Below are 26,972 nucleotides of genomic sequence, written 5' to 3' on the forward strand. Positions count from 1 at the left end.
CTTGTAGGCGAATGAAACGGTTCGCTCACTTCTGCAGGGACGCGAACGAATCCAACGTCGCCATCACGTTCAGCATGCGAGCGTTCAACAGCTTACCGCCGAGCCACGAACCGGCGATCGTCATGCCCGCCCCGTTGGCGAGCGCCACGGGAACCACCGCCCACATCGCGCCGGAATTGCCGGTCAACGCCAGCACCAGGGCGACGATGCCGGTCGGCAGCATCAGCACGTACATGCCGAGGACATGGGCGAACGGGAAGAATCCCTGCGCCACGGCACGCCCCTGCGGGGAGGAGAAGGGCTTGTCCATGGAAGGAACCGGATACATGAGCACGCAGGAAAGCACTTCCGCCAGGCCCAGTCCGCACAGGGAGACGCCGATTCCCACGGCGGTCATGATCGCGCCCAGAAGGATGCCGTCCGTCGTGCGCCAATCGCCGGTGACGATGAAGCACACCGCCATAAGCACCAGCATGTATGCCAGGATGAGTGCGGTGTAGATTCGTATGCGGCCGAAACGGTCATCGCGGCCGTCCACGGCATTGATGACCTGCATGGCGAATCCACGTCCGTCGTAGGCCAGGCCGTTGCCTTCCACCAATACCAGGAACAGCGCGCTCAGCGGCATCGTCTGCCACACCACCGCCGTGACTCCTCGCGACTGCATGGCGAACAATACGACGAACAGCAGCGGCATCGCGAACATCGGGGCCTGCCTGGGATCGCGTTTCATATAGGTGAACAGCCGCGCGGAGATCGCGCCGGACACCGAGTCGGGCATCCACGCGAACGCGCCGATGCCTTTGGCTTTGACCGCCTCTTCGGATGCGCCGGACACCAGACGCTCATGTTTCAGACACCATGTGCAGCCGATGAAGCACAGCAGCCATGTGACGGCCAGTATGGCCACGCGCGCCACGAGAAGGCCCCACATTCCGGCGAATGCGTCAAAAGGCAGTTGGAAGGCCGCGCCGAATGGGGTCCATGCGGCGATCGCCGCGGCGCCGTCGAGCGTGTCCAGGCTGACGCCGTTTTCGATGCCGCCGTTAATCAGCAGATTGGGCAGCTGGCACATCAGTATGAACACGATGAGCACCACCACGTAGAACATGCCTTTGCCGCGTTTGGACCGGACCAACGTGGTGGCCAGGGAAATGACCAGTTTGGAAAAGCTCATCATCGTCAGTACGATCAGCGGCGCGCTGACGACGCCGACCAGCACCGGCAGCGGCCCCATCCAACGATAGGCCATGGCCCACAGCATGAAGCCGACCACGCCGAAGGCGGCCGGCAGACCGCTCAGTCCCGCCAGAAGCAGGCCGAGCTGCAGCGTCCGGTCCTTGATGCCGTACAGCGAGAATTTGCCCGGGCTCATCGTCGAGCCTTCGCCGATGTACATCAGCTGCACGAATGCGACGAACAGCATGATGCCGGTTCCGACCAGCACGACGCCGGCCTTCAGAACGACCTCGTACGTCGAGTGCGCGTCGGCCCCGGCGTCCAACCCCAATGCGGACCAATCGACCTGCGGCAGACCGGTGCCCAGCTGCCAGGCGAGCATGGTGGCGCCGGACACCGCGGCGAGCCCCAGCAGGACGCAGACCGCATAGCCTATGATCTGGCCGACGGATTTGCGCATGGCCGCAATCGTCAGCGACCAGCGCAGACGTACCAATGTCAGCGCCTCACTCATCGCCGGCCTCTCGTTCGGACGGGGACGGCATGCCGCCATCCAGCCATTCCAGATGCGCCGCCGCATGACGCCCGCCGACCAACTGCAGGAAGCGGTCCTCCAGATCCTCGCCGGCGGCGACCTCGTCGACCGTGCCGGCCGCGCATACCTGACCGTCATTGATCACGGCCACATGCGTGCACATCTTCTCGACCAACGCCATCACATGGGAGGAGATGATCACCGTGCCGCCCGTCGCGGCGTATTCGATCAGAATGTCACGCAGATTGGCGCTCGACACCGGGTCCACCGATTCGAAAGGCTCGTCCAGCACCAGAATGCGCGGGCTATGGATCATCGCGCTGGCCAGGCAGATCTTCTTCGTCATGCCGGCCGAATATTCGGCCACCATCGTATTGGCCGCACCCGTCAAGTCGAAAGCGTTGAGCAGATCCGTGGCACGCTTCACGGATTCGTCACGTTTCATGCCGCGCAGCATGCCCGAATACACCAGAAGCTGCATGCCGGTCAACCGGTCGAAGATCTGGTCCGACTGCGGCATCACGCCGATCATGCGTTTCGCGTGATTCACGTCGCTCCACACATCATGGCCCAGAATCATCGCCGTACCCGCATCGGGCAGCAGCAGACCGGTCACCATATTCAACGTCGTCGTCTTGCCGGCGCCGTTCGGGCCGACCAGTCCATAGAACGAACCGATCGGAATATCCAAGGCGAGGCCGTTGACGGCGACCTTGTCCGCGAAACGTTTGTACAGGCCGCGAATCGAAACGGCGGCGTTGGGATTGGGCGCGATGTAGCCGGCATCGACCGGCGCGTTGACTGTTGGGTCCATACCGTAAACGATAGCAAGAAAGCGGGCGCCCCCACGGGATTTCCGCATTCCGACATCGTCATAGGCGGGCGCATACGGAAGCGCCCCGTCGAAAATCGACGAGGCGCTGTGCAATCAACGAATCGTCACATCAACGAATCGCCGCATCGGCGAATCAGCGCATGTCACGAGCCCTTATGCACGATCGGCTTCCATTCGGCCTTCGAGAACATCGCCTGGAAGGAGATCGGCACATAGCTCAGCATGTAGACGGGGAAACTCAACACATAGGCCAGCAATTCCTTATTCGTCGCGCCGATGTGGTCGCGTTCGGCCACAATCGTCAACGCCGCCAACGCCATCATCACCAACACCGATGTGATGATGCCGACCATCCAGCCGTTCAACGCGCCCAACTGGCTTTGCCATGTCACGAAACCGCAGACCGCGAACAGGAATCCCATCGCGATGCGCACCGTGGCCAACACCATGAACGGGCAGATCAGCAACGTCAGATCGACCGCGGAGAAATCACGTTCACGGACGGCGCGTCGTATCAGTGCGGGGCCGTAGTAGCGGAACACCTGCAAAAAGCCCTTGCTCCAACGCAGGCGCTGACGCCAGCTCTGCGCGAAGGTCACAGGCTGCTCGTCATACAGCATCGCGGTGCCGCAGAATCCGACGCGGTCTCCATGCAGCACGGAATCCATCGTGAATTCCAAGTCCTCGGTCAGAAGATGGAATTTCCAGCCCTTGTTGCGTTTCATGATCTCCTTGGAGAACATGAAACCGGTGCCGCCGACATGGCAGCTGGTGCCCAGACGCATGCGTGAGGCGTTCAGGAAACGCGATTCTCGGATAAACCATAGGGCGGAGCCCGACGACACCCAATTCTCCGACAGATTCACCGAATTGCGATAGCTGGTCAGAATACGGAATCCGGATTGGAACGCCTTATTCATCTCCTCGATATAATGCGAATCCAGCTTATTGTCGGCATCGAACACGAAGAACGCGTCATACCTATCGGCGGCGCCGATGCTTTCCATATGATCCAGCAGATACGTCAGCGCGTACCCCTTGCCGATCTGCTCCTTATTGAAACGTTCAATCACACGGCAGCCCATCGAACGCGCCAGGTCGGCGGTGTGATCGGTGCAGTTATCGGCGACCATCCAGATGTCGACCAACGATTCCGGATAGGTCTGCTCGTGGATGCAGTTGATCAGATTGCCGACCACCTTCTCCTCGTTGCGCGCCGAAATCAACACCGCATAACGCTTGTCCATGGGGGCGTCGGGAAACTCCACCGGCTTGGAAAACAGCGAAACGACAATGCAGACGGCCTGATACGCCAATCCGACGAAACCGACCAGCATTGTTATGACATCAAGAACACTGAGCAACGCCATTCGTCAACGCCACCTGCTTCGCGGATTATCGTCGGAGGGCTTGCGCGCGTCATGCGGCGCGGCCCCGCCGAATGACGGACCGTCATGCGGGGTCGCCGTGTCCTCCATCGCATCGTCGGTGGAGGACGGTTCGACGGAGGACGCCTCGGCAGGCGCATCCGACGGAATCGCATCGCCGTCATGCGCAATTCCCGCGCCAGACCGCTTCGACAGCACGCCCTTGGGGATGGCGATCGTCTGCGACTCGTCCAATTCCTCAGACGTCGGAATGCTATACGCCTGCTCGCGCAGATGCCGCAGCTCCTCGTTCATCGGCACGCGTCCGCTCGAGCCCTGTGCGGCACGCGGCATATGATGCGCCACCTGCTCGCCGATCATTTCGACGCCTTCCACGACCTTCGACTTGTGCGTCGGCTGCGGATCGTTCATCAGCGGCGAATCGACCAGGTCATACCGCTTTGTGGAAACCTTGAAAATGGCCTGCAGGCTTGCGGTGATCGGCAAGGCGAGGAACGCGCCGAGAGCGCCGAACAGGGAGCCGAACACCAGAACCGACAGGAAGGCGATCGCAGGATTCAGATCCATCGTACGCTGGGAGATCTTCGGCGAAAGCAGCAGGTTTTCCACCTGCTGATACGCGGTGATGAACACCAGCACGCCAAGCGCGGAATAGATGCCGTTCGACCCCCAGGCGAACACCACCGGCAGCGCGCCGCCGATATAGGTGCCGACGGTCGGGATGAACTGCGAGACCAGGCCGCAGAACAGCGCCAGCGGCAGCCAGTACGGAACGTGGATGATCTCAAGGAAGATCGCCGTGCACGTGGCGTTGATCGCGGCCAGAATCGTACGGGAGAACAGGAATCCTGAAATCTGATTCTGCGCGACCGTCCACACCAGCAGGAATCTGCGCTGCATCTGCGGCCCCAGCCACTGGCAGAAGCTGCGGCGCAGCTTCGGGCCCGCAGCGGAGATGTAATACGTCACCATGCAGACGGTCAGCAGGTCGATGAGGAAACCGCCAAAACCGGCGACAGTGTTCAACGCCTGACCGGCGAAATCGGTCAGCCAGGAGCCTTGGATGTTCTTGAACACCTCGACGCCGAGGCTTTCGATCTCCGGCAGCTTGAACGCCGTATACTGCTCGACGGCCTGCATGATCTGCTCGTACAGCGCAGGCATGCCCTTGAGCATCAGGATCATCTGCTGCACGAACATGTTGCCGAACAGCGCCAGCAGCACGCATATGATGACGATCAGGCCAATCAGACTGATCGCGGTGGCCATGCCGCGCTTCCAGCCGTGCTTCACCAGCGAAACGACAATCGGTTCGATCGCCAATGCGATGAACAGGGAAATGATGATGTTCAGGACGATGCCTGAAACCTTGAACCAGGATTGCCATACGAAATATGCCAGGAAAACGGCGATCACCGTATACAGCAGCGCACGCCCGTACCATTCGGGGGGTCTGCGCGGGTCGCCTTTGGACGGGAAAACCGACGCAAAATCAATCTTTTGCTCATCCTGTGCATTCATGATTCCTCATTGTAGCCGTAAAGCGCAATCACATATCGATTTGCCGGCGATCCAGGCCGATCGGATTCCGGGCGGCGCAGGAAGACGGCCAAAAGACGGACGGAGGGACAAGGGGACGGCCGGAAAAGGCAGGAACGGCCTGAAGGACGGACAAGAAACAGCCGAAAACGAACAACAGAAGGCAGGCGAAAGAACGGCCCGAAAAAGGCGAATCCCGCCCTCCGCGAACCTGCGGAAAACGGGATTCCGTATATCTCGGTTTCGGGACCGGTCTATTACATCAGGCTCTTGTAGATGGCGTAAATGTCTTCCTTGGTGGCCTGACGCGGGTTGCCCGGCGTGCACACATCATTGAATGCGTCCTGCGCAAGGCCTTCCAGATCGGCCTCGGTGGCGCCGACTTCGCTGATGGTGGTCGGATTACCCAAATCTCGGGTGAGCTTGGCGACGGCGGCGACGGCCTCGTCGCGCACCGTTTCAAGATCGCCGGTGTATGCATCCTCAACACCGAAGGCGTCGGCGATGTCACGATACTTTTCGCCGGTGTAGTCCTTGTTGTATTCCATGACCGGGGCCAGCAGGATGCCGTTGGCGACGCCGTGGGCGACGCCCAGACGGCCGCCCAGCGGGTGGGCCATACCGTGCACCAGACCGAGGCCGACGTTCGAATAGGCCATGCCGGTGATGTAGGAGGCGTATGCCATCTGCTCGCCGGCGGGGACATCGCCATCGGCGCTCTTGGCGAGGTTCTTCGCGATCATGCGGATGGTCTGCATCGACAGGCAGTCGGACAGGCTCCAGGCACCCGGCGTGATGTAGCCTTCGATGGCGTGCGTCAGAGCGTCAAGGCCGGTGGCGACCTTCAGACCGCGCGGCATCGAATCGGTCAGATCCGGGTCGACGAAGGCGACGATCGGGATATCGTGCGGATCGACGGCGACGAACTTGCGCTTATGCTCGGTGTCGGTGATGACGTAGTTGATGGTCGTTTCGGATGCAGTGCCGGCGGTGGTCGGCACGCCGAAAATCGGAACGGACGGATTCTTCGTGTCGGCGACGCCTTCCAGGGAAAGCACGTCGGAGAACTCCGGATTGGCGGTGACGATGCCGATGCCCTTGCAGGTGTCCTGCGGGGAGCCGCCGCCGAGGCCGATCAGGAAGTCGGCGCCGGAGGCCGCGAACTTGGCGACGCCGTCCTTGATGTTTTCGACCGGCGGATTCGGCTGCACATTGTCGAAGATCTCATACGGCATGCCGGCTTCGTCAAGCACGTCGGTGACCTTCTTGACGGTGCCGGTCTCCATCAGCACCGGATCGGTGACGATGAACGCCTTCGTGAAGCCGTGGGACTTGGCAACGCCCGGAATCTCCTTGATCGCGCCGCGACCAAAATACGCCGTCTGATTGAAAATCATCCTGTAGACCATAAAGCCCTCCTTTGAAGCTTTGCCTCGTCATGTTCGGAATCTCTCGACATCGGGGTTCCGTCGCTTCACCATAGTAATGCCGTTCCTGTGTTTTTGCTGGGAATGGTTGCGCAATCATTTTCCGTGTGCCCCCGGCCTCCCCGCCGCACCCCATCGGCGACGCCCCGCCGTCTCTACGCTTCCGCCGACACCGGCCCAAAAAGTGGACCGCGCTCCAGCCACTACGCAGCAGACCGGCGACACATCGCGCATATCGGTCGCTGACATACTTTCTCCTGTCCTGCGGCATGGGAAACACACCTTCGACAAGCAGATCAGAATATTTCCGATCCAACTTTGGAGTGCGGTTCAGCACAATCCCCATCCCGTTCCGTTTTGCAGGCCGCCAACACCTGCTTCGCAAAAACCATGAGCCTCAACCCTGCAAACACAACACCGCGAGGTCCTCACCGCAGGGCCGCTCCAAGCAGTGCGTCCATGCGCGAACGTGATGGCGCCGCATGCCTTGCACGCATTGGACATCGACGGCGTGTCGGCGCGATGATGGAATACGGACAATGATCGAACGATGCGGAAAGAAGGAGCCGGTATGACGGATATGCAATACGCTTCGCTGGGATGGTCGGGGATCCGCGTGTCGAAGGTTTGCCTCGGTGGCATGAGCTTCGGCAAGGCATCCCCCGATTTCCATCAGTGGACGATCGACGAGGACGCGACGCGGCGGATCATCGCTCACGCCTACGAACAGGGCGTCAATTTCATCGACACCGCGAATTGCTATGCCTTCGGCACTTCCGAGGAATACATCGGAAGCGCTTTGAAGCGATTGGACATTCCGCGCGACCGCATGGTATTGGCCAGCAAAGTGTATTTCAATGAGGGGCATCTGTCGGCCGAAGCCATCGAACGCGAGGTCAACGGCACTTTGCAGCGGCTTGGCACCGATTATCTTGACCTGTACATCATCCACCGTTTCGACTATGACACACCGGCCGAAGAGACGATGGAGGCTTTGGACTCGCTGGTCAGGGCCGGCAAGGTGCGCGCGCTTGGCGCCAGCGAAATGTACGCCTATCAATTCCATAATCTGCAGGCGCTGGCCGAGACGAACGGTTGGACGAAATTCACCAGCATGCAGTGCCATTACAATCTGCTGTACCGCGAGGACGAGCGCGAGCTGATCCCGGTATGCCGCCAATATGACGTGGCGTTGACGCCTTATTCGCCGATGGCGTCCGGCCATCTGGCGCATCCGGGCTGGGCGTCGTCTTCCAAGCGCGGCACGACGGATGGCACCATGCGCAACAAGTACGACCGCGCCCGCGAACAGGATATGCCCATTGTCGACCGTGTGGCCGAAGTGGCCGAACGACTGGGCGCTCCGATGGCGCAGGTGGCGCTTGCCTGGCATTGGGCGAGGGGCGTGACCGCGCCGATCGTCGGCTGTTCGAAGCCTGAACGCGTGGATGACGCCGTCGCCGCGCTCGGCCTGCGATTGAGCGAAGCCGACATCGCCTATCTTGAGGAGCCGTATACCGCGCATGAACTGGTCGGCCCGCTGGCGCGCCCCGGCGAACGCCCGCTTGCCGGTACGCTGGCCCCGTCCCTGAAGGACGATGCGGATCATACGGCATGACATGACGGGCCGCGGTCCTCTATCCGGGGCGGGGACCGTCTGCGGATTTTCGAGCGGCTGCGGACGGAACATGCAACAAATCCGTTGGCGGATCCTGTGTTTTGTTACGCTGAGCAACCGTCAGCGTAACAAAACACAGGATCCGCCAACGGATTTATGCCGCTGCGCGATTCTGGCATCATGACATGCTCGCTCCATTACACTGATTCCGTAACGATGTATGAACATATGCAGTCCGTCGGGAAGGTGGGAGTCCGCATGAAAAGATCCGCTTCGTCACAGCGCAATTCAATCGTCTTGACCGATGCCGCCTCGACCGATGCCACTTCGTCCGACGCCGCCTCACCCGATGTAGCCTCACTTGATACCACCTCGCGCGATACCGCCTCGCCTGCTGTCATCTCACCTACCGTCACCCCGCCTACCATCACCCCGCCTACCATCACCCCGCCTACCATCACCCCGCCTATCGCGTTGACGTTGCCGACGACTGGGGCAACGTCATCACAGGCTGTGTCTTCGCAATCTCAGGCATCGATTTTCGCGGGCGATAAGACAGGATTCCGCTCCAATGTCGACCTGCGCGTGCTGCGATATTTTCTTGCGGTCGCCGATGAGGGCAATATCACTTGGGCGGCCGAATTGCTGCAGATTTCGCAGTCGACGTTGTCGCGCCAGCTTAAAGGCCTGGAAGATGGGTTGGGCGTGACGTTGTTTCATCGTGGCCCGCAGCGTATATCGCTGACCCCGGAAGGTCGCCTGCTGTGTGAACGCGCGCAGGAACTGGTGCAGTTGGCGGATCGGATGGAGCGTGAAATACGTGAAATGCACGGTTTGCTTTCCGGCACGATTGCGATTGATTGCGCCGAAACCGGCAACATGACTTGGCTGACCCAGAACATGGCGGCGTTTCGTAAACGGTATCCGGAAGTCAGCTTCGAGATCCGTTCGATCACCGCCGATTTGGCGAAAGAGCGATTGGAACAGGGCATCATCGATTTCGGACTTGTGGTCGACCCGATAAACGTGCAACGCTATGATCATCTGCGCGCGCCTTTTACGGACCAGGCGGGAATCCTGATGAGAGAAGACGATCCCCTTGCCAAGAGGAAATCCATTCGACCGGACGACCTGAGAGGAAGATCATTGATTCTGCCTATGCGCAAAGGCGTGCGCGAAGGATTCGCCGATTGGATGGGCAGTGATGCGATGCGGGCCGTTCATGTCGCCGCGTTCTGCGATTTGAATTTCAACAGGATGATGATGGTGAAAGGCGGCGTAGGATTGGCGACTTCGTTTAAAGTCTTCGAACCTTTGCCGGGATTGTGCTTCCGCCCTTTGCGGCCGCCGTCCACCTTCAGCGGCGCCGTCATCTGGAAGCGCGGCCGCACGCTAAGCCCTGCCGCCGCCGCTTTTGTGGAGTTCCTACGATCCTCCTCCCGCTGAGCCCGCTCTTCCGACCGCCCGTCCTTTATATGCCTTCCCTCTTGGCCGGCCCTCACACCGGCACGTCCCACCCCACTTGACGCTTTTGACCGCAAACCACGGCGTGTCCCGACCAAAAGCGTCAACGGATGCAACAGGACAGGCCTCTCACACAGGACACAAGCCACCCCACTGACAGTTTCGACCGCGGACGGCGGCGTGTCCCGACCAAAAGCGTCAACGGATGCAACAGGACAGGCCTCTCACACAGGACACAAGCCACCCCACTGACAGTTTCGACCGCAAACCACGGCGTGTCCCGACCAAAAACGTCAGAAGGTACAGTAAGACAAACCCATCGCGCAGACGCAACCCCATTCCTCCGACAATTTTGACCGCGGACGGCGGCGTGTTGCGGTCAAAAGCGTCAGAAGGATTTAGGGCTGCAAGAGTCAAGGTGAAATGAAGATGCCGTGTGAGGCGTCGCTTGGCGACAAGTTCGAACGGCGGCGCGGCGCGAACGAAAACGGGAAGACAGGAAGGCGAGAAAAAAGAAACAGAAAAACGGGAAACAAGAAAGCAGGAAACGAACAAACAGGGAAACACGAAGCGGAAAGGCGGGAAACAGACAAACAGAAAAAATGAAGAACACGAAGACGGGAAACAGGAGAACAGGGAAACGGAGAAACGGGGAACACAAAGACAGGAAACACAAAGACCAGGGAAACAAAAAACCCAACCAAAGGCTGGGTTTCAATGGCGACCACGACCGGACTTGAACCGGCGACCTCCGCCGTGACAGGGCGGCGCTCTAACCAACTGAGCTACGCGGCCGTTTACCTTGTTGCCAAGGAGTACCCCCGGAGAGAGTCGAACTCTCGTTGTCAGATTGAAAGTCTGGTGTCCTAACCGTTAGACGACGGGGGCTTCAATTATCAAGTCCGCGTTTCCACACGAACTCCAGTGGCTCCGAGCGGCATCGATCCGCTGACCTAACGATTTTCAGTCGTTCGCTCTACCAACTGAGCTACAGAGCCAAAAACGGTTTGCATCCGAAGGACCGGACACCCACCATTCGCGACCACGACCGGACTTGAACCGGCGACCTCCGCCGTGACAGGGCGGCGCTCTAACCAACTGAGCTACGCGGCCGTTTACCTTGTTGCCAAGGAGTACCCCCGGAGAGAGTCGAACTCTCGTTGTCAGATTGAAAGTCTGGTGTCCTAACCGTTAGACGACGGGGGCTTAAGTTATCTTTGCCGCCGCTTTGCCGCGACAACCTGATTAAATATACACGACTATCACCATTACGCAAATACCGGCGTGTCGCACATATCCGCACGTCACGCCGGCATCGAGATACCCCGGCAAATCAACCGAAGCCGGACTTAAATCACGTCAAATCGCATCGAATCGCGCCAGACCACATCAAATCGCGCCAAACAGCGCCGGACCGCACGGCCAGCCGATCAGATCCGACGATACGTGAAATCGTGAATCGCACGGCCCGCATCCAAGCCCTTCTTTTCGAAATTGGTCAGCACACGCCCTTCGAATCGCACCGACTCAACGAAATCGGCGTGCGGCAGCCCTGCGGCGTCCTCCGCATTGCCTTTGCCGACATGCTCCGTCGGCAGGCTTACCGTCAGTTCGCCGTCATTACGGAAGAACGGCAGCGCATCCATCACCTCATGCACATGCAGCGCATAGTCTTCGATATCGGTGGCGATGCGCCAGCATCCGCCGTCACGCAGCACGCGATGAACGTCGCCGGCAAGCTCCGGCTGCACGATGCGACGCTTATGATGACGCATCTTCGGCCAGGGATCCGGGAAGAACGTCCACACCTCGTCGACTGCGCCGTCGGCGATGACCTTGAACAATTCGGGCGCATTCACCTGCGCGACACGAAGATTGCCGAGCCCTTGCTTGCCGGCCAGCAGCATCGTATGCGCCACACCGGGATCGTAGACCTCCACGGCCAGAAAGTTACGCTCGGGATGCGCGGCGGCGGCCTCGACGATGTTCTCGCCCTGCCCGGTGCCGATCTCCACGGTCAGCGGATTACCATTGCCCCAATGCTCCGCGACGAACCGCGCGTCCACGACCAGATCTTCGCAAACATTCAGCGAACCTTCGGCGGCATTGATATCCAGAAGATACGTATCCGAATAGTTATCCCACGCACGCTGCAGACGCGCATCCAAACGCCCGGAGCGGCGTACGAAAGACAACACCGGACGGAATTTCAACTGTTCCTGTTCGTTTTCCTGCATACCTCTTTTATACCGGCCGCACGGAACGAACGCCCCCGAAGGACGGCTCCGCAGAACGCCGGCGGAATGACGCGACCCCGCCGCCACTGCCATTCCGAATCGCAGGACACGCCGGGAGTTGCGTACGTCGAAAACATCGGTATCATTTCTATTCGTTGCCTCGCACATGCGGGAAACAACGGCCGCGTAGCTCAGTTGGTTAGAGCGCCGCCCTGTCACGGCGGAGGTCGCCGGTTCAAGTCCGGTCGTGGTCGCGAATGGTAGAACCCGGTTTCCATGCCGGGTTTTTTCAACTGTTCACTGGCTCTGTAGCTCAGTTGGTAGAGCGAACGACTGAAAATCGTTAGGTCAGCGGATCGATGCCGCTCGGAGCCACCAAAAAAGCCCGCCTCTCGGCGGGCTTTTCGCGTTTTTCGGACCTGCCACCGGACCGGCCTATCGGACTGGACTACCGGACCGGCCGTCGGCAGCCGATCAAAGCTGCTGTTCGACCCAGTCAGCGATATACGGCGCCACGGCTTCGATCTGATCGATGGCGATTTCAAAATCGGCCGGACCGCCGTACCAGGGATCAACCAAATCGATATCGGCTTCATGTCCAGGCGCCGGCTTGGGCAGATTCGGATCGAAGCTGCGATACATGTGCACGCCGTTCTTTTTATCGGCCGGCAGCTGGCGCAGCAGCGCGCGCATATGCGATGCGGTCATCGGCAGAAACAGGTCGGTGCGTTCGATTTCGTCACGTTCGATGCGATGCGCGAAATGATGCGCGGGGATTTCATAGCCACGCGCCTTCAGCACGCGCACGGCGCGACGGTCGATCGGATTGCCGTATTCTTCGTCGCTGACGCCGCTGGATTCGACGTTGACGCGATCGGACAGGCCGCGACGCTCGAATTCGGTACGCAGGATGATCTCGGCCATCGGAGAGCGGCAGATATTGCCGGTGCAGACGGTCATCACGGTATACATGAGTTTCCTCTTCCTGTTGAATGGGATTGAATAACCAGGCAAAAGCGCTTTGGATACGCTTCCCCTGTTTTCAATGATTTCAACGATTTCAATGTTTTCAATGCGATACGCCCGCATTGAACGCGGATGAATGCAATGACCCTGTTTCACCAACAGGGTCATTGCTGAAGCCGTACAAGCGATTCATCGATTCTTCGCGAATATGACGAAACGATATCCGGTGATGAAATCGGAGCCCTTCACCGTATTGCGCCACTCGGTCTCTTCGATGATGCTCCAAGCGCCGCTATTGACCATCTCCATGATGTCGGGGGCATACGTGTCCGCATCCACGCGGGCGCCGATCTGCGTGACGTACGCCTTGTCGGCCAACGGCATGGCTTCGCGGAACATTTCCGCTCCCCCGATGATCCAGATTTCACTGCGGTCCAGTCCGTCATCCGGAATGGCTTCCTGACGGGCCAGGTCAAGGGCCGCATCCAGGCTGTCGACGACGGTGGCCCCGATCGCGGGATATTCGAGATTGCGAGACACGACGATGTTGTCGCGGTTCGGCAGAGGGCGGAACTTCTTATCCAAGGATTCCCAAGTCCTGCGTCCCATGATCACGGGATGGGAGACGGTAAGCTCCTTGAATCGCTTCATGTCTTCGGGAAGGCTCCAGGGCATGCCGCCCTTGAATCCGATGACGCCTTCGCGACCTTCCTTATCGCAGGCCTGCGCCCAAATCAGATTCACCGAGAAGACCTTGGGAAAATCGTCTCCCCAATCCTCTTCGATGTCTTCAAGCCCGGCAGATCCGGGCACGGGTTCGTGATAGCCGTTAAGGCTACTATCATGCTCCATTTCAGTTTCTCCTTGAGTCGAACTAGGGCAGAAGTCTAACGGCTGGCTCAGACGGCGACGGGCGCTTTGATGGTGGGATGATGCCGGTAATCGACGATTTCGAAGTCGTCGTAGTCATAGTCGAACAGCGAGTCCGCCTTGCGGATCTTCATCGTCGGGTACGGATACGGTTCACGACCGAGCTGTTCCAACACCTGGTCGATGTGATTGTCGTACACGTGGCAGTCACCGCCGGTCCATACGAATTCACCCGGCTCCAGGCCGGCCTGCTGCGCCATCATCATCGTCAGCAGCGAGTAGGAGGCGATGTTGAACGGCACGCCAAGGAACATGTCGCAGCTGCGCTGGTACAGCTGGCAGCTCAGCTTGCCGTCGGCCACGTAGAACTGGAACAGCGCATGGCATGGCGGCAGGGCCATGTTCTCCACTTCGGCGGGATTCCAAGCGCTGACGACCATGCGTCGCGAATCCGGATGATTCCTGATCAGATCGAGCACATTGGAGATCTGATCGATCGTGCGATTCGGATCCTCCGGCGTCGGTGCCGGCCAGCTGCGCCATTGCACGCCGTATACCGGTCCGAGATCGCCGTTTTCGTCGGCCCACTCGTCCCAGATATGCACATTGTGTTCGAGCAGCCAATTGATGTTGTTGGAGCCCTTCAAGAACCACAGCAGCTCGTATGCGACGCCTTTGAAGAACACACGCTTGGTGGTCAGCAGCGGGAAGCCGTCCTGCAGGTTGAATCGCATCTGCTGTCCGAACAGGGAGATGGTGCCGGTGCCGGTGCGGTCGGATTTCAGGGTGCCTTCGTTGAGGATCTTGCGTACGAGATCCTCGTACGGCATCGGAATGTCCGTCTGCGGGCGTGCGGGAATGCGGGCGCGAATGTCAGCAAGCTGTTCAGAAGTCAAAGCCATGCATTCCAGCATAACAGCGAATCGCGCCGCAAACGGTCACGGACGGTCGGCGAAATAAATCAGCGCAGCGAGATGTGCGCGTGTTCGCACACCGTATACGCGCTACATTGGAAGGGAAGCCGGCGTATGCCACGCCGCACGGAATAATCCGCACATCATATCCGTATACGTAATCACGAGGAGGATGCCATGGGCAAGCGTCTGTGGGTCGAGCGCAATCATGACGGTTCTTGGGATGCTTTCAGCGACGACGGCGCCCACATCAAATTCGGCAAGGGCAAGGGCGTGTTCACTCCGGGCGACCTGATGAAGATCGCTTTGGCCGGTTGCGCCGCGCTGTCGAGCCAGTTCGCCATCGAGCATACGCTGGGCGAAGGCAAGGGCGCGAAGATCGTTGTGGACGGCACATATGACGCCGACACGGATTCCTACATCAATTTCAACGAGCAGCTGGTCGTCGACGCCATCGACGCCGGTCTGAGCGACGAAGACGCCGACAAGCTCAAGGAACGCATCACGCGTCATGTCGACAAGGGCTGCACGGTGCAGCACACCTACAAGCAGGAGACGCCGTGCCGCCTGGATGTGACGATCCGTCACTGATCCGGCGCCGATGATTGGAAGCGCATATGAAAGGGCCGCATCACGATGAGAATTCATTGTGATGCGGCCTTGCGTTTCGCCGGTCGATATTCGATTGTCCTTCGGAATGCCGATTCCGATTGATATCAGTTTTGACGATGCGGATCGATGGTCGTTTCGATCGCTTCGACGACTTCCGGCGCGGCCTTGTCGATCGGGACTTCCTCGACGCCCTTGATGTCGTCGATCGGCTTGGTCGGGACTTCGGCCGGCGAGCCCGGAACGGTGTTCAGACGCGTTTCCGCTGCCTCCACATACTTGCGAGGCACCACGTACACCGGAGTGACGGAATGCTGGAGCAGTCCCTGGCTGGTGGAGCCGAGCAGCAGACCGGTGAAGCCGCCTCGGCCGCGGGATCCGACGACCACGACGTCATGGTCCTTGCTGGCCTGCGTCAATGCGTTGACCGCGGAGCCTTGGACGACGGTCTTGTTGATCGTGAGGTTCGGATAGGTCTCCTGCAACGGCTTGATCCGGACGTTCAGATCTTCCATATAGGATTCCAGAACACCGGATTCGGCGTCCGTTCCCTGGATGTCGGGTACGGCGGAGATGACGTCCAGTTCGGCGTCCCACGTGTCGGCGAAGGCCGCCGCGATCTCCAGAGCCTTCAATCCCCACTTGGATTCGTCGGAGCCGACGGCGACCTTGGTGATCGTGTTGTTCAAATGCATCAGATTGCCATCGTCATCGGTGTACGGCACGACGATGATCGGGCAATACGCGTATGCGGGCAGGCTGGAACTGGTTGTGCCGAGCAGACGCTCCGCCAGACCGCCCTTGCCGCGGTTTCCGATGACGATCAGATTGTAGTTGCGGGACAATTCCACGAATACGGATGCCGGGTCTCCGGTGACGATCAGCGTATCCGCTTCCACGCCTTGCTCGTCCGCAATGGCCTTGGCCTTGGCAAGGATCTCCTGTGCATCGTTATGGGCGGCATTGTCATCCCCCATCGACGTGTATGTTGCGTCGAATGACACCGCCGCATAGCTTGGCAGCGAATATGCGCATACGATTTGCAGGGTCAGCCCGGCATGCTTGGCATAGTTCGCGGCCCACCACGTGGCCTTATAGCTGGCATGAGAACCATCGACTCCAACCAGGATTGCCTTCTCGTTGATCATGACAACCTCCTTTAGTCAGCAACGATGCCGCTATGCATCGCTTTAGCTAAAACGATACCGCGATAATGCGGAAAATTCCGTCAACGCAGCTGAAAAAAAAAAAATAAAAGTGCGTCTTCCCGTACAGGAAGACGCACTTCACGCCGTCGCCGCATTGCGGAAAATCCGCGGATGATAGGCCGTCAGAACACCCGGATGTAGTAATACGTGCTCGGTGTCACGGAGGATACAGGGCTGATTCGCGTACCCAATGACGGGTTCATCGCATGAACCATCAAACCGTTGCCGATGTAGATGCCGGCGTGCGATACATCGGTTGAAATCATCAGATCGCCCGGCTGCGGATCGGACACGACCGTTCCCGCATTGAGCTGTTCACTTGTAGTGCGTCCGATGTCATAGCCGAACTGGGCGAACACCCACTGGGTGAAGCCCGAACAATCCCATCCGCTGGGCTGGTTGCCACCGTATACATACGGATATCCGACGAATTGCGAAGCATATGATGCCAAGGCGCCGGCATCGGCACTGGCAGGCGGGTCGACATTGACCGTCGTGGAGGTCGATTCGGATGCGATCGCCTCACGGTCCGAGGCCCTGCTGGCCGCTGCGGCCTCCTGCGCTTCCCGTTCCGCTTTCTGCCGCGCTTCCTGCTCCTCACGCTGCTCCCGTTCCGCTTGGCTTTCGGTCTGCGGAACGTCCAGGCTTTCTATGCCGCCCCAATCGGAATCCGATTCCACTTGAGTGGAAGTGGCCTCGGCAAGCAGGTCTTTCTTCGCCGTGTTGACCTTGGGAAAGGAACGAGTGGAGGTGACTGCGACGGAATCCCCGGATGCGCCGGCCGCTTCGGCGACGGGCACGACCATGACCATCATCGCACCGGCCGCGGCCAATGCCACCAATATGGAACTTAAACGCTTCTTAATGCTCATCAGTGAATAACCTAACACCGCATATTTCGCGCGTTGAGTGACCGGCATTCGCTGAAGCACGGAATATCGCGCGACACGCCGACATGGGCAAACATACGTATGCCCGGCCTTTCGATGAGGCCGGGCATACGAACATCGCCACGGTATCAGTAATGGATATAGGTGAATTGGGCGGCTTCCTGAGCGGTGAAGGTGCGATTGGAAATCACGCCCAGACCTTGCACATTCGATTCGGAGATTTCAATGGAGCCATCCGCATTGATTTTCTCGACAATGGCGACATGCCCGTAATAACCGTCCGCACCGGCTTGATTGGGAGCGAAGACGACGATGTCGCCGACATGGCGAGCAATGCCGTCGACCCAATAGCCGAGAGCCGCGGCGGAATTCCCCCAGCTCAATGCGTTGCCGAAGTGGCTGCCGACCGGAAGCCCCAGTTGGGCGCGACGGGTATAGGCCCACCACGTGCACTGGCCGTACGGGTAGGTATTGCCGCTGTCTCCGGTGCTATGGTTCGGATTGAACCCCGCGGGCAGCAGACTGTAATCCTCGTCCATGAACACGGCGACATTAGGATTCTGCGCGATGGACTTGGACATCTGATCGGTGTCGGTCACCACATTGGTATCGCCCAGCTGCCAACTTCCGTCGGCTTCCGTGTTGGAGGTGGATTCGGTCGCGGCATCAGCCACGCCATTGGTGATCGTCAACGCTTCACGTTCGGTCGAACGGGATGCGGCATCCACCGTCACACGCTTGAGCTGCGTCGTCGTGGTGGCCGGGTCCGCCACGACGGGAGCGGAATCATCGGTGCGGGTAAGCGCCATGGCGGTCGCGGCGGTACCCACCAACGCAGCGAGGGATGCGGAAGTAAGGAAAGTGGAACGCCGTTCGGCGGCGCGTGCCGCTTCGCGGATGGAACGCCGGCTCAGCGGAGCAACCTCATTGAGCTTCGCCATGACCTCACTGTCGAGCCCAAGCACCGCGCCGTTCCCATCAGCCATCCGAACCGCACGAACGGCCTTCGCCGTGTGGGTTCCACGACTCGGCGCGAACAACGACCTGACCAGGTCAAGCGGTTCGTATGAAATCGCTGAGGCCTTATGAGCCGCATGCTTCATAAATAAATCAACTCCTTGCCGGATTCATAGGACGCCTCGTGACTATGGGGGCGCATACATGCCAGAGGCATAGCTTCTCATGCGCGGTGGCGCCATACTCTACCGTCACAGTTTGGAAGACTACAACGTGGACCGGTCATTCATCAATCGTTTTCGTTGGAATCATCATCACACTATTGACACAAAATAATGTTTCATCCCTTGCACAGCAAGGTTTTGCCATGACCACAGCCAAATCACAAGATTGTCCGCATACTGTTTCCAATCCGGGCGTGTCATATGCTTCGCAACTACGCTGTTGCACATGAGCAATACAGTGACGATTCCCGAATCCCTGCTACCCGAAGACGGCCGTTTCGGTTCAGGACCGACCAAAATCCGCCCGGAGCAGATCGCCGCGCTTGACGACGGGGCGACCAGTCTGCTCGGAACATCGCATCGTCAATCACCGGTCAAGCAGATCGTCGCTTCCATCCGCACGGGATTGGCCGAATTCTTCGGCGTCCCGGAGGGCTATGAAATCGTGCTCGGCAACGGCGGCGCCACCGCGTTCTGGGATCTCGCCTGCGCATCCCTGATCACCCGCAAAGCCGCATTCGGCGTATACGGATCGTTCAGCGGCAAATTCGCCCAATCCGCACGAAAGGCCCCGTTCCTGGAGGAACCGGCGATTTTCGAAGGCGAGCCGGGAACGTACAGGCTGCCCGAATACACGGAAGGCGTTGACGCATACTGCTGGGCGCATAATGAGACTTCGACAGGCGTCGCCGCTCCGGTACGACGCATCGACGGGTCTTCGGACCAGGGCGCGTTGACGATCATCGACGCGACCAGCGCAGCCGGCGCCCTTGACGTGGACATCAGCCAGACCGACGCCTATTATTTCTCCCCGCAGAAGGCATTCGGATCCGACGGCGGATTGTGGGTGGCCGTGCTTTCCCCTCGCGCGGTGGAGCGCGCCTATGCGATTGAGCGCAATCTGGGCCTGCCCGGCACGCACCGTTGGATCCCGCCGTTCCTGTCGCTGACCTCGGCATTGGAGAATTCCCGCAAGGACCAGACGCTGAACACTCCGGCGCTGGCGACACTGATCATGATGGAGAATCAGATTTGTTGGTTGAACGGCAACGGCGGCCTGGCCTGGTCCGCGGCGCGTTGCGACAAGTCGTCGTCGCTGCTGTATCGCTGGGCCGAACAGTCCTCCTATGCCTCCCCGTTCGTCACGGATCCGCAAGCGCGTTCCAAGGCCGTCGTCACCGTGGATCTGGACGAGTCGGTCAACGCCGCACAGGTCACAGGCGCATTGCGCGACAACGGCATCGTCGACGTCAACGGATACCGCAAGCTTGGGCGCAATCAGCTGCGCGTCGGGGTGTTCCCCTCCGTCGAGCCGTCGGACGTCATCGCTTTGACCAAGTGCGTCGACTACGTCGTCGAACACCTGTAGCAGCGTTTCAAGCGGTCGGCGAAGGGAATCGCGAATTCATCCGCCGACCGCCGGATGCCGCTACAATGAGGGACCATGAAGTTCGCTCCGATCATCGACCCCGGCGTCCGCCGCGAAGCGCCGAAGCCCGTTCGCGTCGACTTGCGCAAGATATTCACCGTCATCACCGCGCTATGGGCCGTTGCCTTGGCGGTATGCCTCATTCTTGACGCCGCCGGATTCGACATTGACGGCATACGGACGATATGCGCGGCAGGCACGGTCATCGGCGTGGCTCTTTTGGTTTGGGAGCATTTCGACCGTTGGGATTACCGACGGCTCGGCCAGTGAACCGGCACCGACATTGAATTGAATCGGCCGGATTCGTGGATTGCTTGGAATCCACGAATCCGGCCGATTCCGACTTCAGACCTCAGCTTCAGACAGCGGCAGGCACGATCAGATTGAAGGTGCTCCCCTGCCCCGGACTGCTCCATACCGTCGCATTGCCGTGATGCGTCAACGCGACATGCTTGACGATCGCCAATCCCAGGCCGATGCCCTCCGCCGAACGCTCGTTCTGATTGGCGCCACGATAGAATCGTTCGAAAATACGCGATTGCTCGCTGCGCGCTATGCCGCAGCCTCGGTCGATGACGCGGATCATCACGTCATGCCCATCCTCGGATGCGTGCGCGGAAAGACTGATCTGCGAACCTTGCGGCGAATAGGCGATCGCGTTCTCCAACAATTTGACCACGGCGATACGGATCTGGTCGGATTCGTCATGCATCATCAGTGACTCTTCGCCTTCCAGATGAATGCTCACGTCACAGGCTTCGGCCTGCGGGCGGGTTTCCTTTATCGCCGCACGCAGCTCATCCATCACGCCGATCTTGTTGTCTTCCGTGGAGGTGATGGGCTCCTGCGCACGGATCAACAGCAGCAGATCCGACATCATATGGCTCATGCGCTTATACGAGGTGCGCAGCATGCGCGCGTCCTGATGCACCGTCTCCTCGTCCAGCCGATCGTGTTCCAGCGAATCGGCGAGCTTCTCCAATTCCTGCGTCGGCTTGAGCAATTGCTCGGACACATTGGAGATGAAGGATTCCCGGACCTGCGCGAAGCGGATGGATTCGCTGATATCGTCGATCAGCACCACCACGAAACGCTTATCGATGCGCCCGACCGTGACCTTCAGCCAATTCGGTCGACTCACCGAAGCGCCGGACCGCACACGCGTGGTTTCGGCATGGCGCGACTGCGTTTCGATCCGCGTCCAGCCGTCACGTCTAGGCGTGTTCGTGGTCAGATTGAACTGACGTTTTCCGCCGGATCCGCGAATCTCCCGCACCGCCGAAAGAACGGTCTCATTGACGATGACGTCGTCACGGATGATGCCCAATGAATACGCCGCAGGATTCGAGCGGATCACCTCGTCGTTTTCCCCTACGACGATGGAGGCCTGCGGCAGGATCGACAGCAGCGTCGCCGTCGCGGCATCAAGGTCGTCCGACTCTTCATCATCCATGTCATGGTCGAGCCGTCGCCCCAACAGGCGTCGCCGCCAAGGCGACGCGGCATCAGCGGAATTCCTAGCTTTAAACATATGCTTATTGTCACACACCCAAGTGAATGCAACACTCGGGGCCGAAGGAACCGCCATACGATATGTCCCGCAGGCGACCCTTACATGAACAGTACCTGAACGCGGCGTGGCTTTTAGCCAATATGATGGAGAATGCGGGCCGCAAACTATAGACTTGAAAAGGCTTATACCCTAGACCGGTTGGAAAACCACATGAAAGGCGAATCAGATGCGCGTTATTTTCAATGAGGAGCTCAAGGCCGTGGCCGATGACCTCGAGCGCATGGTGCAAGGTGTGCGCAAGGCGGTCAATGGCGCCGGCGAAGCGCTGCTTCATCAGAACATCGAAGCCGCACAGGCCGTTATCGACGGCGACATCGAAATCGATGCCTTGGAGGAGAGCATCGTCGACCAGTGCGTGAAGCTGCTGGCCAAGCAGAACCCGGTCGCCACCGATCTGCGCGTGGTCGTGTCCACGATGCGTCTGGCCACCACATTCGAACGTATGGGCGACCTTGCCCGCCATATCGCGGAATCCGCACGTCGCACCTACCCGTCCTCCCCGCTGCCGGATGAGGCTGTGGAGCTGTTCTCCCAGATGCAGGGATTCCTGGACATGACCGCCGACCGCGTGGTCGACATGCTGTCCGTGCGCGACGCTTCCGTCGCCGAACAGATCATCATCGACGACGACAAGCTGGATGCCCTGCACAGGAAGTCCTTCGAACTGGTGCAGTCCGAGGATTGGAACGGCACGAACCAGCAGCTGATCGACGTGGTGCTGATCGGACGTTTCATGGAGCGTCTGGGCGATCACGCCGTGTCCGCGGCACGTCGTGTCGTATTCATCGTTTCCGGCTTCGATCCGAGCAAGGAACCGGCCCGTGATGAGGAAGGCATGACCGACTGAATCGCGGCGGCGGCATCCCGAAAGCGCTGACCGTTTTGTGGCCCGTGGATCCGCATGGATTCACGGGCCACAACCATAATGCGGCGTCACAGGCGCATACGGAAGAACCGCCGACGGAATGTCGGCGGTTCTTCGATCACAGCTTGCAAAGCTTTGCGGTCAGATCACTTCTGTCCCTGGGCTGCGACGGCGGCTGCGCCGGCGGCGGCGGCCTCCGGGTCCAGATACTCGCCACGCGGCTTGATCGGCTTGAAGTTTTCGTCCAGCTCGTACAGCAGCGGCATTGCGGTCGGAATGTTGACCTTGGCGATCTCCTCTTCGCTCAGATCGTCAAGCATCTTGACGATGGCGCGCAGGGAGTTGCCGTGGGCCGCGATCAGCACGGTCTTGCCGGCCTTGAGCTCCGGGATGATGTCGGATTCGAAGTACGGCTTGACGCGCTCGACCACATCGGCCAGGCATTCGGCTTCCGGAACCGGATCGCCGGCGTAACGCGGATCGTTGTTCTGCGCATACTCGTCGTTCGGATCGATTTCCGGCGGCGGGGTGGCATAGGAACGACGCCACAGCATGAACTTCTCGTCACCGTATTCTTCACGGATCTGGGTCTTGTTCTTGCCCTGCAGGGCGCCGTAGTGGCGCTCGTTCAGACGCCAGTTGCGCTTGACCGGAATCCACAGGCGATCGGCCTCATCCAGTGCGACGTTGGCGGTGTTGATGGCACGACGCAGCATCGAAGTGAAGACGATATCCGGCAGGACATTCTTCTCCTTGAGCAGGCGGCCGCCGTTCTTGGCTTCCTCGACGCCCTGTTCGGTCAGCGGGACATCGACCCAGCCGGTGAACTGATTGGTTTTATTCCATGCGCTCTGTCCATGACGGAGCAGTACTAGTTTGTAGGTCATACTGCACAGTCTACCGCCCGCGATGCCCCGCGCGCGCCATTTTTCCCTTTTTTATCATGTCGCTTTGCGGATATGACGCGAATGTCATACCGCCCACGCCGCCACGCATTCGGCGGCGCCTGCGAAAACGACGCTCCAGCACAGCGCGGTGACCAGCGAAAACACGACGGTCCACAGCAGGGCGCGATTCCATCGTGTGCGTCGTATATTGCGGAACGCCGCGATCGCGCAGGTGAACACCGGTATGGAGACCGCGAAGAACTCCAATCCGGAGCCGCCCAGCCAATCCATGCTGTAGGTGCCCATGAAAAGGACGCTGATGATCAGCGAATTCGTCAGCATCGCATACAGCATGCTCATCGCGCGCGTCTTGCCGACGCGAACGGCATATGTGCGTTTCCCCGCGGCCTTGTCGCCGTCGATATCGCGAATGTTATTGACCAGCATCAGCGACACCGCATTGAATCCCGCGATCAGCGAAGCCAGCAGCACATGCTGGAAGCGCAGATCGAAGGTGCCGATCATCGCATAATACGTGCCTCCCGCTGCGACGGGCCCGAAGAAGACGAACGCGGCAAGCTCGCCGAATCCGCGATATCCGTATGGATTGCGGCCTCCCGTGTAGAACCAGCCGGCGATCAGGCAGGCGACGCCGACCAGCAGCAACGGCCAGCATCCGCTGAGCGACACCACCGCCAATCCCGCCACGCAGGCCGCGCCGGCGAAGACGCCGGCGGCGAGCAACACCTTCTTCGGCGCGACTCCGGAGGCGACCAGGCGACGAGGCTTGTTCGACGTCGTCCCGTCCGCGCCGCGGCCTGCGTCGACGCCACGGACGCCATCGGAATAGTCGTTGGCGAAATTCACGGCGATCTGCAGACCGAGCGCGACGACCAGACACAGCGCGAAATACAGCCAGAACCATGCCCCGGAGCCGATGAACGAACTGCCGCATGCGGGGTAGGCGTTCTCAGGAAGAGCGCCGCCGTCTCGCACCACCGCGATGCATTCCGTCCGCTGCTCGTGCACGCGCAGCCACGCGGCCGTCGCCCCCATCATCACCGGGGCCACGCCGACCATCAACGTCTTCGGACGCATCCCCTGCAGCCACAGCATCATCGTCGTCTTCGTCATAGGCACCATCGTAAGGGGTGGGAATATAAAAATCCCGTCATGAAAGCGTATGCCTTGGATGTTGCCCTGCATACGCCTTGCATGACGGGATGTCAGCGGCGTTCAGCCGACGGCCATTCAGTTCAAAGGCTTTACCAGCGGGAAGGTGATCGTCTCGCGGATCGTCGCGCCGGTCAGCGCGATCAGCAGACGGTCGATGCCCATGCCCGTGCCGCCCGCCGGCGGCATGCCGACGCCGAGGGCCTCAAGGAAGTCCTCATCGATGTCGCAGGCTTCCTCATCGCCGGCCAGCGCGTCCTTCGCCTGGGCGACGAAACGCTCGCGCTGCACCACCGGATCGTTGAGCTCGGAGTAGCCCGTGGCCAGCTCGAAGCCGCGCACGTACAGATCCCACTTCTCCACGACGCCCGGCTTGCTGCGGTGGCCCTTGACCAGCGGCGAGGTTTCGACCGGGAAGTCACGCACGAAGGTCGGCTCGTACAGCTTGTCTTCGTAGAAGTGCTCCCACAGGTGTTCGACCAGCTTGCCGTGGTTTTCGACGTCGTCGCGTTCCACGCCGAGCTTGTCGGCGATGGCGCCCAGGTGTTCGACGGAGGTGCCTGGATTGTCCGGACCGCCGTTCGGGATGATCTCCTCGCCCAACGCTTCGGACAGGGAGTCGTACATGCTCATCGTCTTCCACTCGCCGCCGAAATCGTATTCGGTGCCGTCCAGCAGCGTGACCTTATGGGAGCCGTACACGTCCATGGCGGTGCGCTGGATCAGTTCCTTGACCAGGGCGCCGATCGTATCGTAGTTGCCGTATGCCTGATACGCCTCAAGCATCGCGAATTCCGGGGCATGCGTGGCGTCGACGCCTTCGTTGCGGAAGTTGCGGTTGATTTCGAACACGCGGTCGATGCCGCCGACCAGGCAACGCTTCAGGAACAGTTCCGGCGCGATACGCAGATACAGGTCCAGGTCGAAGGCGTTCATATGCGTGGTGAACGGGCGGGCCGCGGCGCCGCCGTGCACGGTCTGCAGCATCGGCGTCTCGACCTCGAGGAAGTCATGCTCGGCGAACGTATTGCGGATGGAACGCACGGCCTTGGAGCGGTTGCGCACCATGTCGCGGATCCTCTCGTCGGCGATCATGCCGATATACGGCTTGCGCGTACGGGTGTCGTCGTTCAGCTCCTTATGCAGCGCCGGCAGCGGCTGCAGGGCCTTGGCCGCGATCGCCCATTCGGTGGCGAATACGGACAGTTCGCCGGTCTTGGAGGCGATCACACGGCCCTTCAGGAACAGGTGGTCGCCCAAATCGACCAGCTGCTTGAACTGCTTCAACGAATCGGCGCCGATCTCCTTCTTGGAGATCATGCCCTGGATCTTCGTGCCGTCGCCCGCGGAAAGCTGCACGAAGCACAGGCCGCCGGCGTTACGCAGGAACAGCACACGTCCTGCGATGCCGACCACGTCTTCGGTTTCGTCGCCGGCCTCCAGTTTGCCGTCATACTCGGCGCGCACCTGTTCGATGGTATGCGTCACATCCAGCGTCACCGGGTACGGGTTGACGCCGCTCTCCAACATCATCGCGCGCTTGGCCACACGCATCTGCACCTGTTCCGGGTGCGCGGACGGGCCGAATTCCTTATTGCCCGGGTCGATGGCCTCTTCCAGCGTCGCGCCGGCGGCGATCTTCGCGCGAATGGAGGCATCCTGATCAAGCAGCATTTCAGCGCGTTCCACAGTGGTCATCGCAGGAACGGCGCACTCTTCTTCATTGGTGTTTTCAAGGGTTTCTTCAATGTCACTCATATGCCAACAGTGTAGCGATACGGCGATACACGCCTTTTATATGTTTTATCCGACTGCAAAATCACGCTCCGCAAGCGCGACACGCCGATGTTTGCATTTCGCCTGAAATGACGTAAAGTATCACCCGTTGCAAAAACGGGCTGTAGCGCAGCTTGGTAGCGCGCTTCGTTCGGGACGAAGAGGCCGCGGGTTCAAATCCCGCCAGCCCGACCCATGAAGAACCGCCGGAAACGGCGGTTCTTTTTTATATTCTGCACGCCATGGCACTTCACGCCGCAATCCCCGGGAGAATTCATTGAAGAGGAATCTGCTTGCGCGGCTTAAGTAACAAAATGTGGGTCTAATGAAGTGTTTTTCGCTCAGTGGACCCACCCCTTCCTGATGCCGAACCCGGATTCGTACGCGTTGACGTCGTCGGGGTTCGGGC

At 59.8% G+C, this 26,972-nt stretch carries 23 protein-coding genes and 8 tRNA genes; 10 read left to right on the plus strand and 21 right to left on the minus strand.

What is annotated here, in order from left to right; genetic code table 11:
- Window positions 1-25 precede the first annotated feature (25 nt).
- From AC1AX7_RS08085 to fucO, 5 genes are all read right to left on the minus strand, one after another.
- Window positions 26-1,693, minus strand: coding sequence for an ABC transporter permease (locus AC1AX7_RS08085; RefSeq protein ID WP_476509574.1), 1,668 nt, complete (start codon window positions 1,691-1,693; stop codon window positions 26-28).
- Entirely contained in the window at window positions 1,686-2,528 is an 843-nt protein-coding gene (locus AC1AX7_RS08090; protein ID WP_476509575.1) for an ABC transporter ATP-binding protein, read from the minus strand. Before AC1AX7_RS08090 ends, AC1AX7_RS08085 begins: the two co-directional genes overlap by 8 nt.
- A 164-nt stretch (window positions 2,529-2,692) precedes the next feature.
- Window positions 2,693-3,919: a glycosyltransferase family 2 protein gene (locus AC1AX7_RS08095; protein ID WP_476509576.1), complete on the minus strand. Its 1,227-nt coding sequence runs from the start codon at window positions 3,917-3,919 to the stop codon at window positions 2,693-2,695.
- A gap of 3 nt (window positions 3,920-3,922) precedes the next feature.
- Window positions 3,923-5,458 (minus strand): AI-2E family transporter, encoded by a 1,536-nt coding sequence (locus AC1AX7_RS08100; protein WP_476509577.1) that lies wholly within the window; start codon window positions 5,456-5,458, stop codon window positions 3,923-3,925.
- Between the two features lie 275 nt (window positions 5,459-5,733).
- Window positions 5,734-6,885: a lactaldehyde reductase gene (gene fucO / locus AC1AX7_RS08105; protein ID WP_476509578.1), complete on the minus strand. Its 1,152-nt coding sequence runs from the start codon at window positions 6,883-6,885 to the stop codon at window positions 5,734-5,736.
- Window positions 6,886-7,474: 589 nt separating this feature from the next.
- Between fucO and AC1AX7_RS08110 the strand changes: the two genes are divergently transcribed.
- The 3 genes from AC1AX7_RS08110 (at window position 7,475) to AC1AX7_RS08120 (ending at window position 10,591) form a co-directional block, all read left to right on the plus strand.
- Entirely contained in the window at window positions 7,475-8,521 is a 1,047-nt protein-coding gene (locus tag AC1AX7_RS08110) for an aldo/keto reductase (RefSeq protein WP_476509579.1), read from the plus strand.
- A 258-nt stretch (window positions 8,522-8,779) separates the two neighbouring features.
- Window positions 8,780-9,967, plus strand: coding sequence for a LysR family transcriptional regulator (locus AC1AX7_RS08115; protein WP_476509580.1), 1,188 nt, complete (start codon window positions 8,780-8,782; stop codon window positions 9,965-9,967).
- 441 nt (window positions 9,968-10,408) lie between these two features.
- Entirely contained in the window at window positions 10,409-10,591 is a 183-nt protein-coding gene (locus AC1AX7_RS08120; protein ID WP_476509581.1) for a hypothetical protein, read from the plus strand.
- 112 nt (window positions 10,592-10,703) lie between these two features.
- Here AC1AX7_RS08120 and AC1AX7_RS08125 read toward each other — a convergent pair.
- The 6 genes from AC1AX7_RS08125 to trmB form a co-directional block, all read right to left on the minus strand.
- A tRNA-Asp gene (locus AC1AX7_RS08125) sits at window positions 10,704-10,780 on the minus strand.
- A 21-nt stretch (window positions 10,781-10,801) separates the two neighbouring features.
- Window positions 10,802-10,873, minus strand: a tRNA-Glu gene (locus AC1AX7_RS08130).
- Between the two features lie 37 nt (window positions 10,874-10,910).
- Window positions 10,911-10,983, minus strand: a tRNA-Phe gene (locus AC1AX7_RS08135).
- A 41-nt stretch (window positions 10,984-11,024) separates the two neighbouring features.
- Window positions 11,025-11,098 (minus strand) — tRNA-Asp (locus AC1AX7_RS08140).
- A 21-nt stretch (window positions 11,099-11,119) separates the two neighbouring features.
- Window positions 11,120-11,191, minus strand: a tRNA-Glu gene (locus AC1AX7_RS08145).
- Between the two features lie 224 nt (window positions 11,192-11,415).
- Window positions 11,416-12,222, minus strand: coding sequence for a tRNA (guanosine(46)-N7)-methyltransferase TrmB (gene trmB / locus AC1AX7_RS08150; RefSeq protein ID WP_476509582.1), 807 nt, complete (start codon window positions 12,220-12,222; stop codon window positions 11,416-11,418).
- A 180-nt stretch (window positions 12,223-12,402) separates the two neighbouring features.
- Between trmB and AC1AX7_RS08155 the strand changes: the two genes are divergently transcribed.
- Both AC1AX7_RS08155 and AC1AX7_RS08160 read left to right on the plus strand, forming a co-directional pair.
- Window positions 12,403-12,476: transfer RNA gene (locus AC1AX7_RS08155), tRNA-Asp, on the plus strand.
- A 48-nt stretch (window positions 12,477-12,524) separates the two neighbouring features.
- Window positions 12,525-12,600: transfer RNA gene (locus AC1AX7_RS08160), tRNA-Phe, on the plus strand.
- 96 nt (window positions 12,601-12,696) lie between these two features.
- Here AC1AX7_RS08160 and AC1AX7_RS08165 read toward each other — a convergent pair.
- From AC1AX7_RS08165 to AC1AX7_RS08175, 3 genes are all read right to left on the minus strand, one after another.
- Window positions 12,697-13,194, minus strand: coding sequence for a low molecular weight protein-tyrosine-phosphatase (locus AC1AX7_RS08165; protein ID WP_476509583.1), 498 nt, complete (start codon window positions 13,192-13,194; stop codon window positions 12,697-12,699).
- 183 nt (window positions 13,195-13,377) lie between these two features.
- On the minus strand, window positions 13,378-14,040 hold the full coding sequence (locus AC1AX7_RS08170; RefSeq protein ID WP_476509584.1) for a dihydrofolate reductase: 663 nt from the start codon (window positions 14,038-14,040) through the stop codon (window positions 13,378-13,380).
- A 47-nt stretch (window positions 14,041-14,087) separates the two neighbouring features.
- A complete protein-coding gene (locus AC1AX7_RS08175) occupies window positions 14,088-14,888 on the minus strand; it encodes a thymidylate synthase (protein ID WP_476509600.1) in 801 nt (266 codons plus the stop codon).
- A 261-nt stretch (window positions 14,889-15,149) separates the two neighbouring features.
- Here AC1AX7_RS08175 and AC1AX7_RS08180 point away from each other — a divergent pair, with 261 nt between their 5' ends.
- A complete protein-coding gene (locus AC1AX7_RS08180) occupies window positions 15,150-15,563 on the plus strand; it encodes an OsmC family protein (protein WP_476509585.1) in 414 nt (137 codons plus the stop codon).
- 125 nt (window positions 15,564-15,688) lie between these two features.
- Here the strand turns inward: AC1AX7_RS08180 and AC1AX7_RS08185 are convergent, their stop codons facing one another.
- The 3 genes from AC1AX7_RS08185 to AC1AX7_RS08195 all read right to left on the minus strand — a co-directional run bounded on the left by AC1AX7_RS08185 (window position 15,689) and on the right by AC1AX7_RS08195 (window position 18,782).
- Window positions 15,689-16,729, minus strand: a complete 1,041-nt coding sequence (locus AC1AX7_RS08185; RefSeq protein WP_476509586.1) for a universal stress protein — start codon at window positions 16,727-16,729, stop codon at window positions 15,689-15,691.
- A gap of 182 nt (window positions 16,730-16,911) precedes the next feature.
- Window positions 16,912-17,661: a C40 family peptidase gene (locus AC1AX7_RS08190; protein ID WP_476509587.1), complete on the minus strand. Its 750-nt coding sequence runs from the start codon at window positions 17,659-17,661 to the stop codon at window positions 16,912-16,914.
- Between the two features lie 146 nt (window positions 17,662-17,807).
- Window positions 17,808-18,782, minus strand: coding sequence for a CHAP domain-containing protein (locus AC1AX7_RS08195; RefSeq protein WP_476509588.1), 975 nt, complete (start codon window positions 18,780-18,782; stop codon window positions 17,808-17,810).
- Between the two features lie 304 nt (window positions 18,783-19,086).
- On the opposite strand from AC1AX7_RS08195, the gene serC reads away from it, so the two are divergent.
- Together serC and AC1AX7_RS08205 are read left to right on the plus strand one after the other, a co-directional pair.
- A complete protein-coding gene (serC, locus tag AC1AX7_RS08200) occupies window positions 19,087-20,229 on the plus strand; it encodes a phosphoserine transaminase (protein ID WP_476509589.1) in 1,143 nt (380 codons plus the stop codon).
- A 75-nt stretch (window positions 20,230-20,304) separates the two neighbouring features.
- Window positions 20,305-20,559 carry a DUF2530 domain-containing protein gene (locus tag AC1AX7_RS08205; protein WP_476509590.1) on the plus strand — a complete coding sequence of 85 codons (255 nt, stop codon included), beginning with the start codon at window positions 20,305-20,307 and terminating at the stop codon, window positions 20,557-20,559.
- Window positions 20,560-20,647: 88 nt separating this feature from the next.
- On the opposite strand, the gene AC1AX7_RS08210 is transcribed toward AC1AX7_RS08205, so the two are convergent.
- Window positions 20,648-21,820 (minus strand): sensor histidine kinase, encoded by a 1,173-nt coding sequence (locus AC1AX7_RS08210; protein ID WP_476509591.1) that lies wholly within the window; start codon window positions 21,818-21,820, stop codon window positions 20,648-20,650.
- 208 nt (window positions 21,821-22,028) lie between these two features.
- On the opposite strand from AC1AX7_RS08210, the gene phoU reads away from it, so the two are divergent.
- Window positions 22,029-22,709, plus strand: a complete 681-nt coding sequence (phoU, locus tag AC1AX7_RS08215) for a phosphate signaling complex protein PhoU (RefSeq protein WP_476509592.1) — start codon at window positions 22,029-22,031, stop codon at window positions 22,707-22,709.
- Between the two features lie 164 nt (window positions 22,710-22,873).
- Here the strand turns inward: phoU and AC1AX7_RS08220 are convergent, their stop codons facing one another.
- The 3 genes from AC1AX7_RS08220 to lysS form a co-directional block, all read right to left on the minus strand.
- Window positions 22,874-23,614 (minus strand): phosphoglyceromutase, encoded by a 741-nt coding sequence (locus AC1AX7_RS08220; RefSeq protein WP_476509593.1) that lies wholly within the window; start codon window positions 23,612-23,614, stop codon window positions 22,874-22,876.
- Window positions 23,615-23,698: 84 nt separating this feature from the next.
- A complete protein-coding gene (gene menA, locus AC1AX7_RS08225; RefSeq protein WP_476509594.1) occupies window positions 23,699-24,748 on the minus strand; it encodes a 1,4-dihydroxy-2-naphthoate octaprenyltransferase in 1,050 nt (349 codons plus the stop codon).
- A gap of 117 nt (window positions 24,749-24,865) precedes the next feature.
- Window positions 24,866-26,545, minus strand: a complete 1,680-nt coding sequence (gene lysS / locus AC1AX7_RS08230; protein ID WP_476509595.1) for a lysine--tRNA ligase — start codon at window positions 26,543-26,545, stop codon at window positions 24,866-24,868.
- A gap of 136 nt (window positions 26,546-26,681) precedes the next feature.
- On the opposite strand from lysS, the gene AC1AX7_RS08235 reads away from it, so the two are divergent.
- Window positions 26,682-26,755, plus strand: a tRNA-Pro gene (locus AC1AX7_RS08235).
- The last annotated feature ends 217 nt before the right edge of the window (window positions 26,756-26,972 follow it).

Source organism: Bifidobacterium sp. LH_449, from assembly GCF_056356755.1.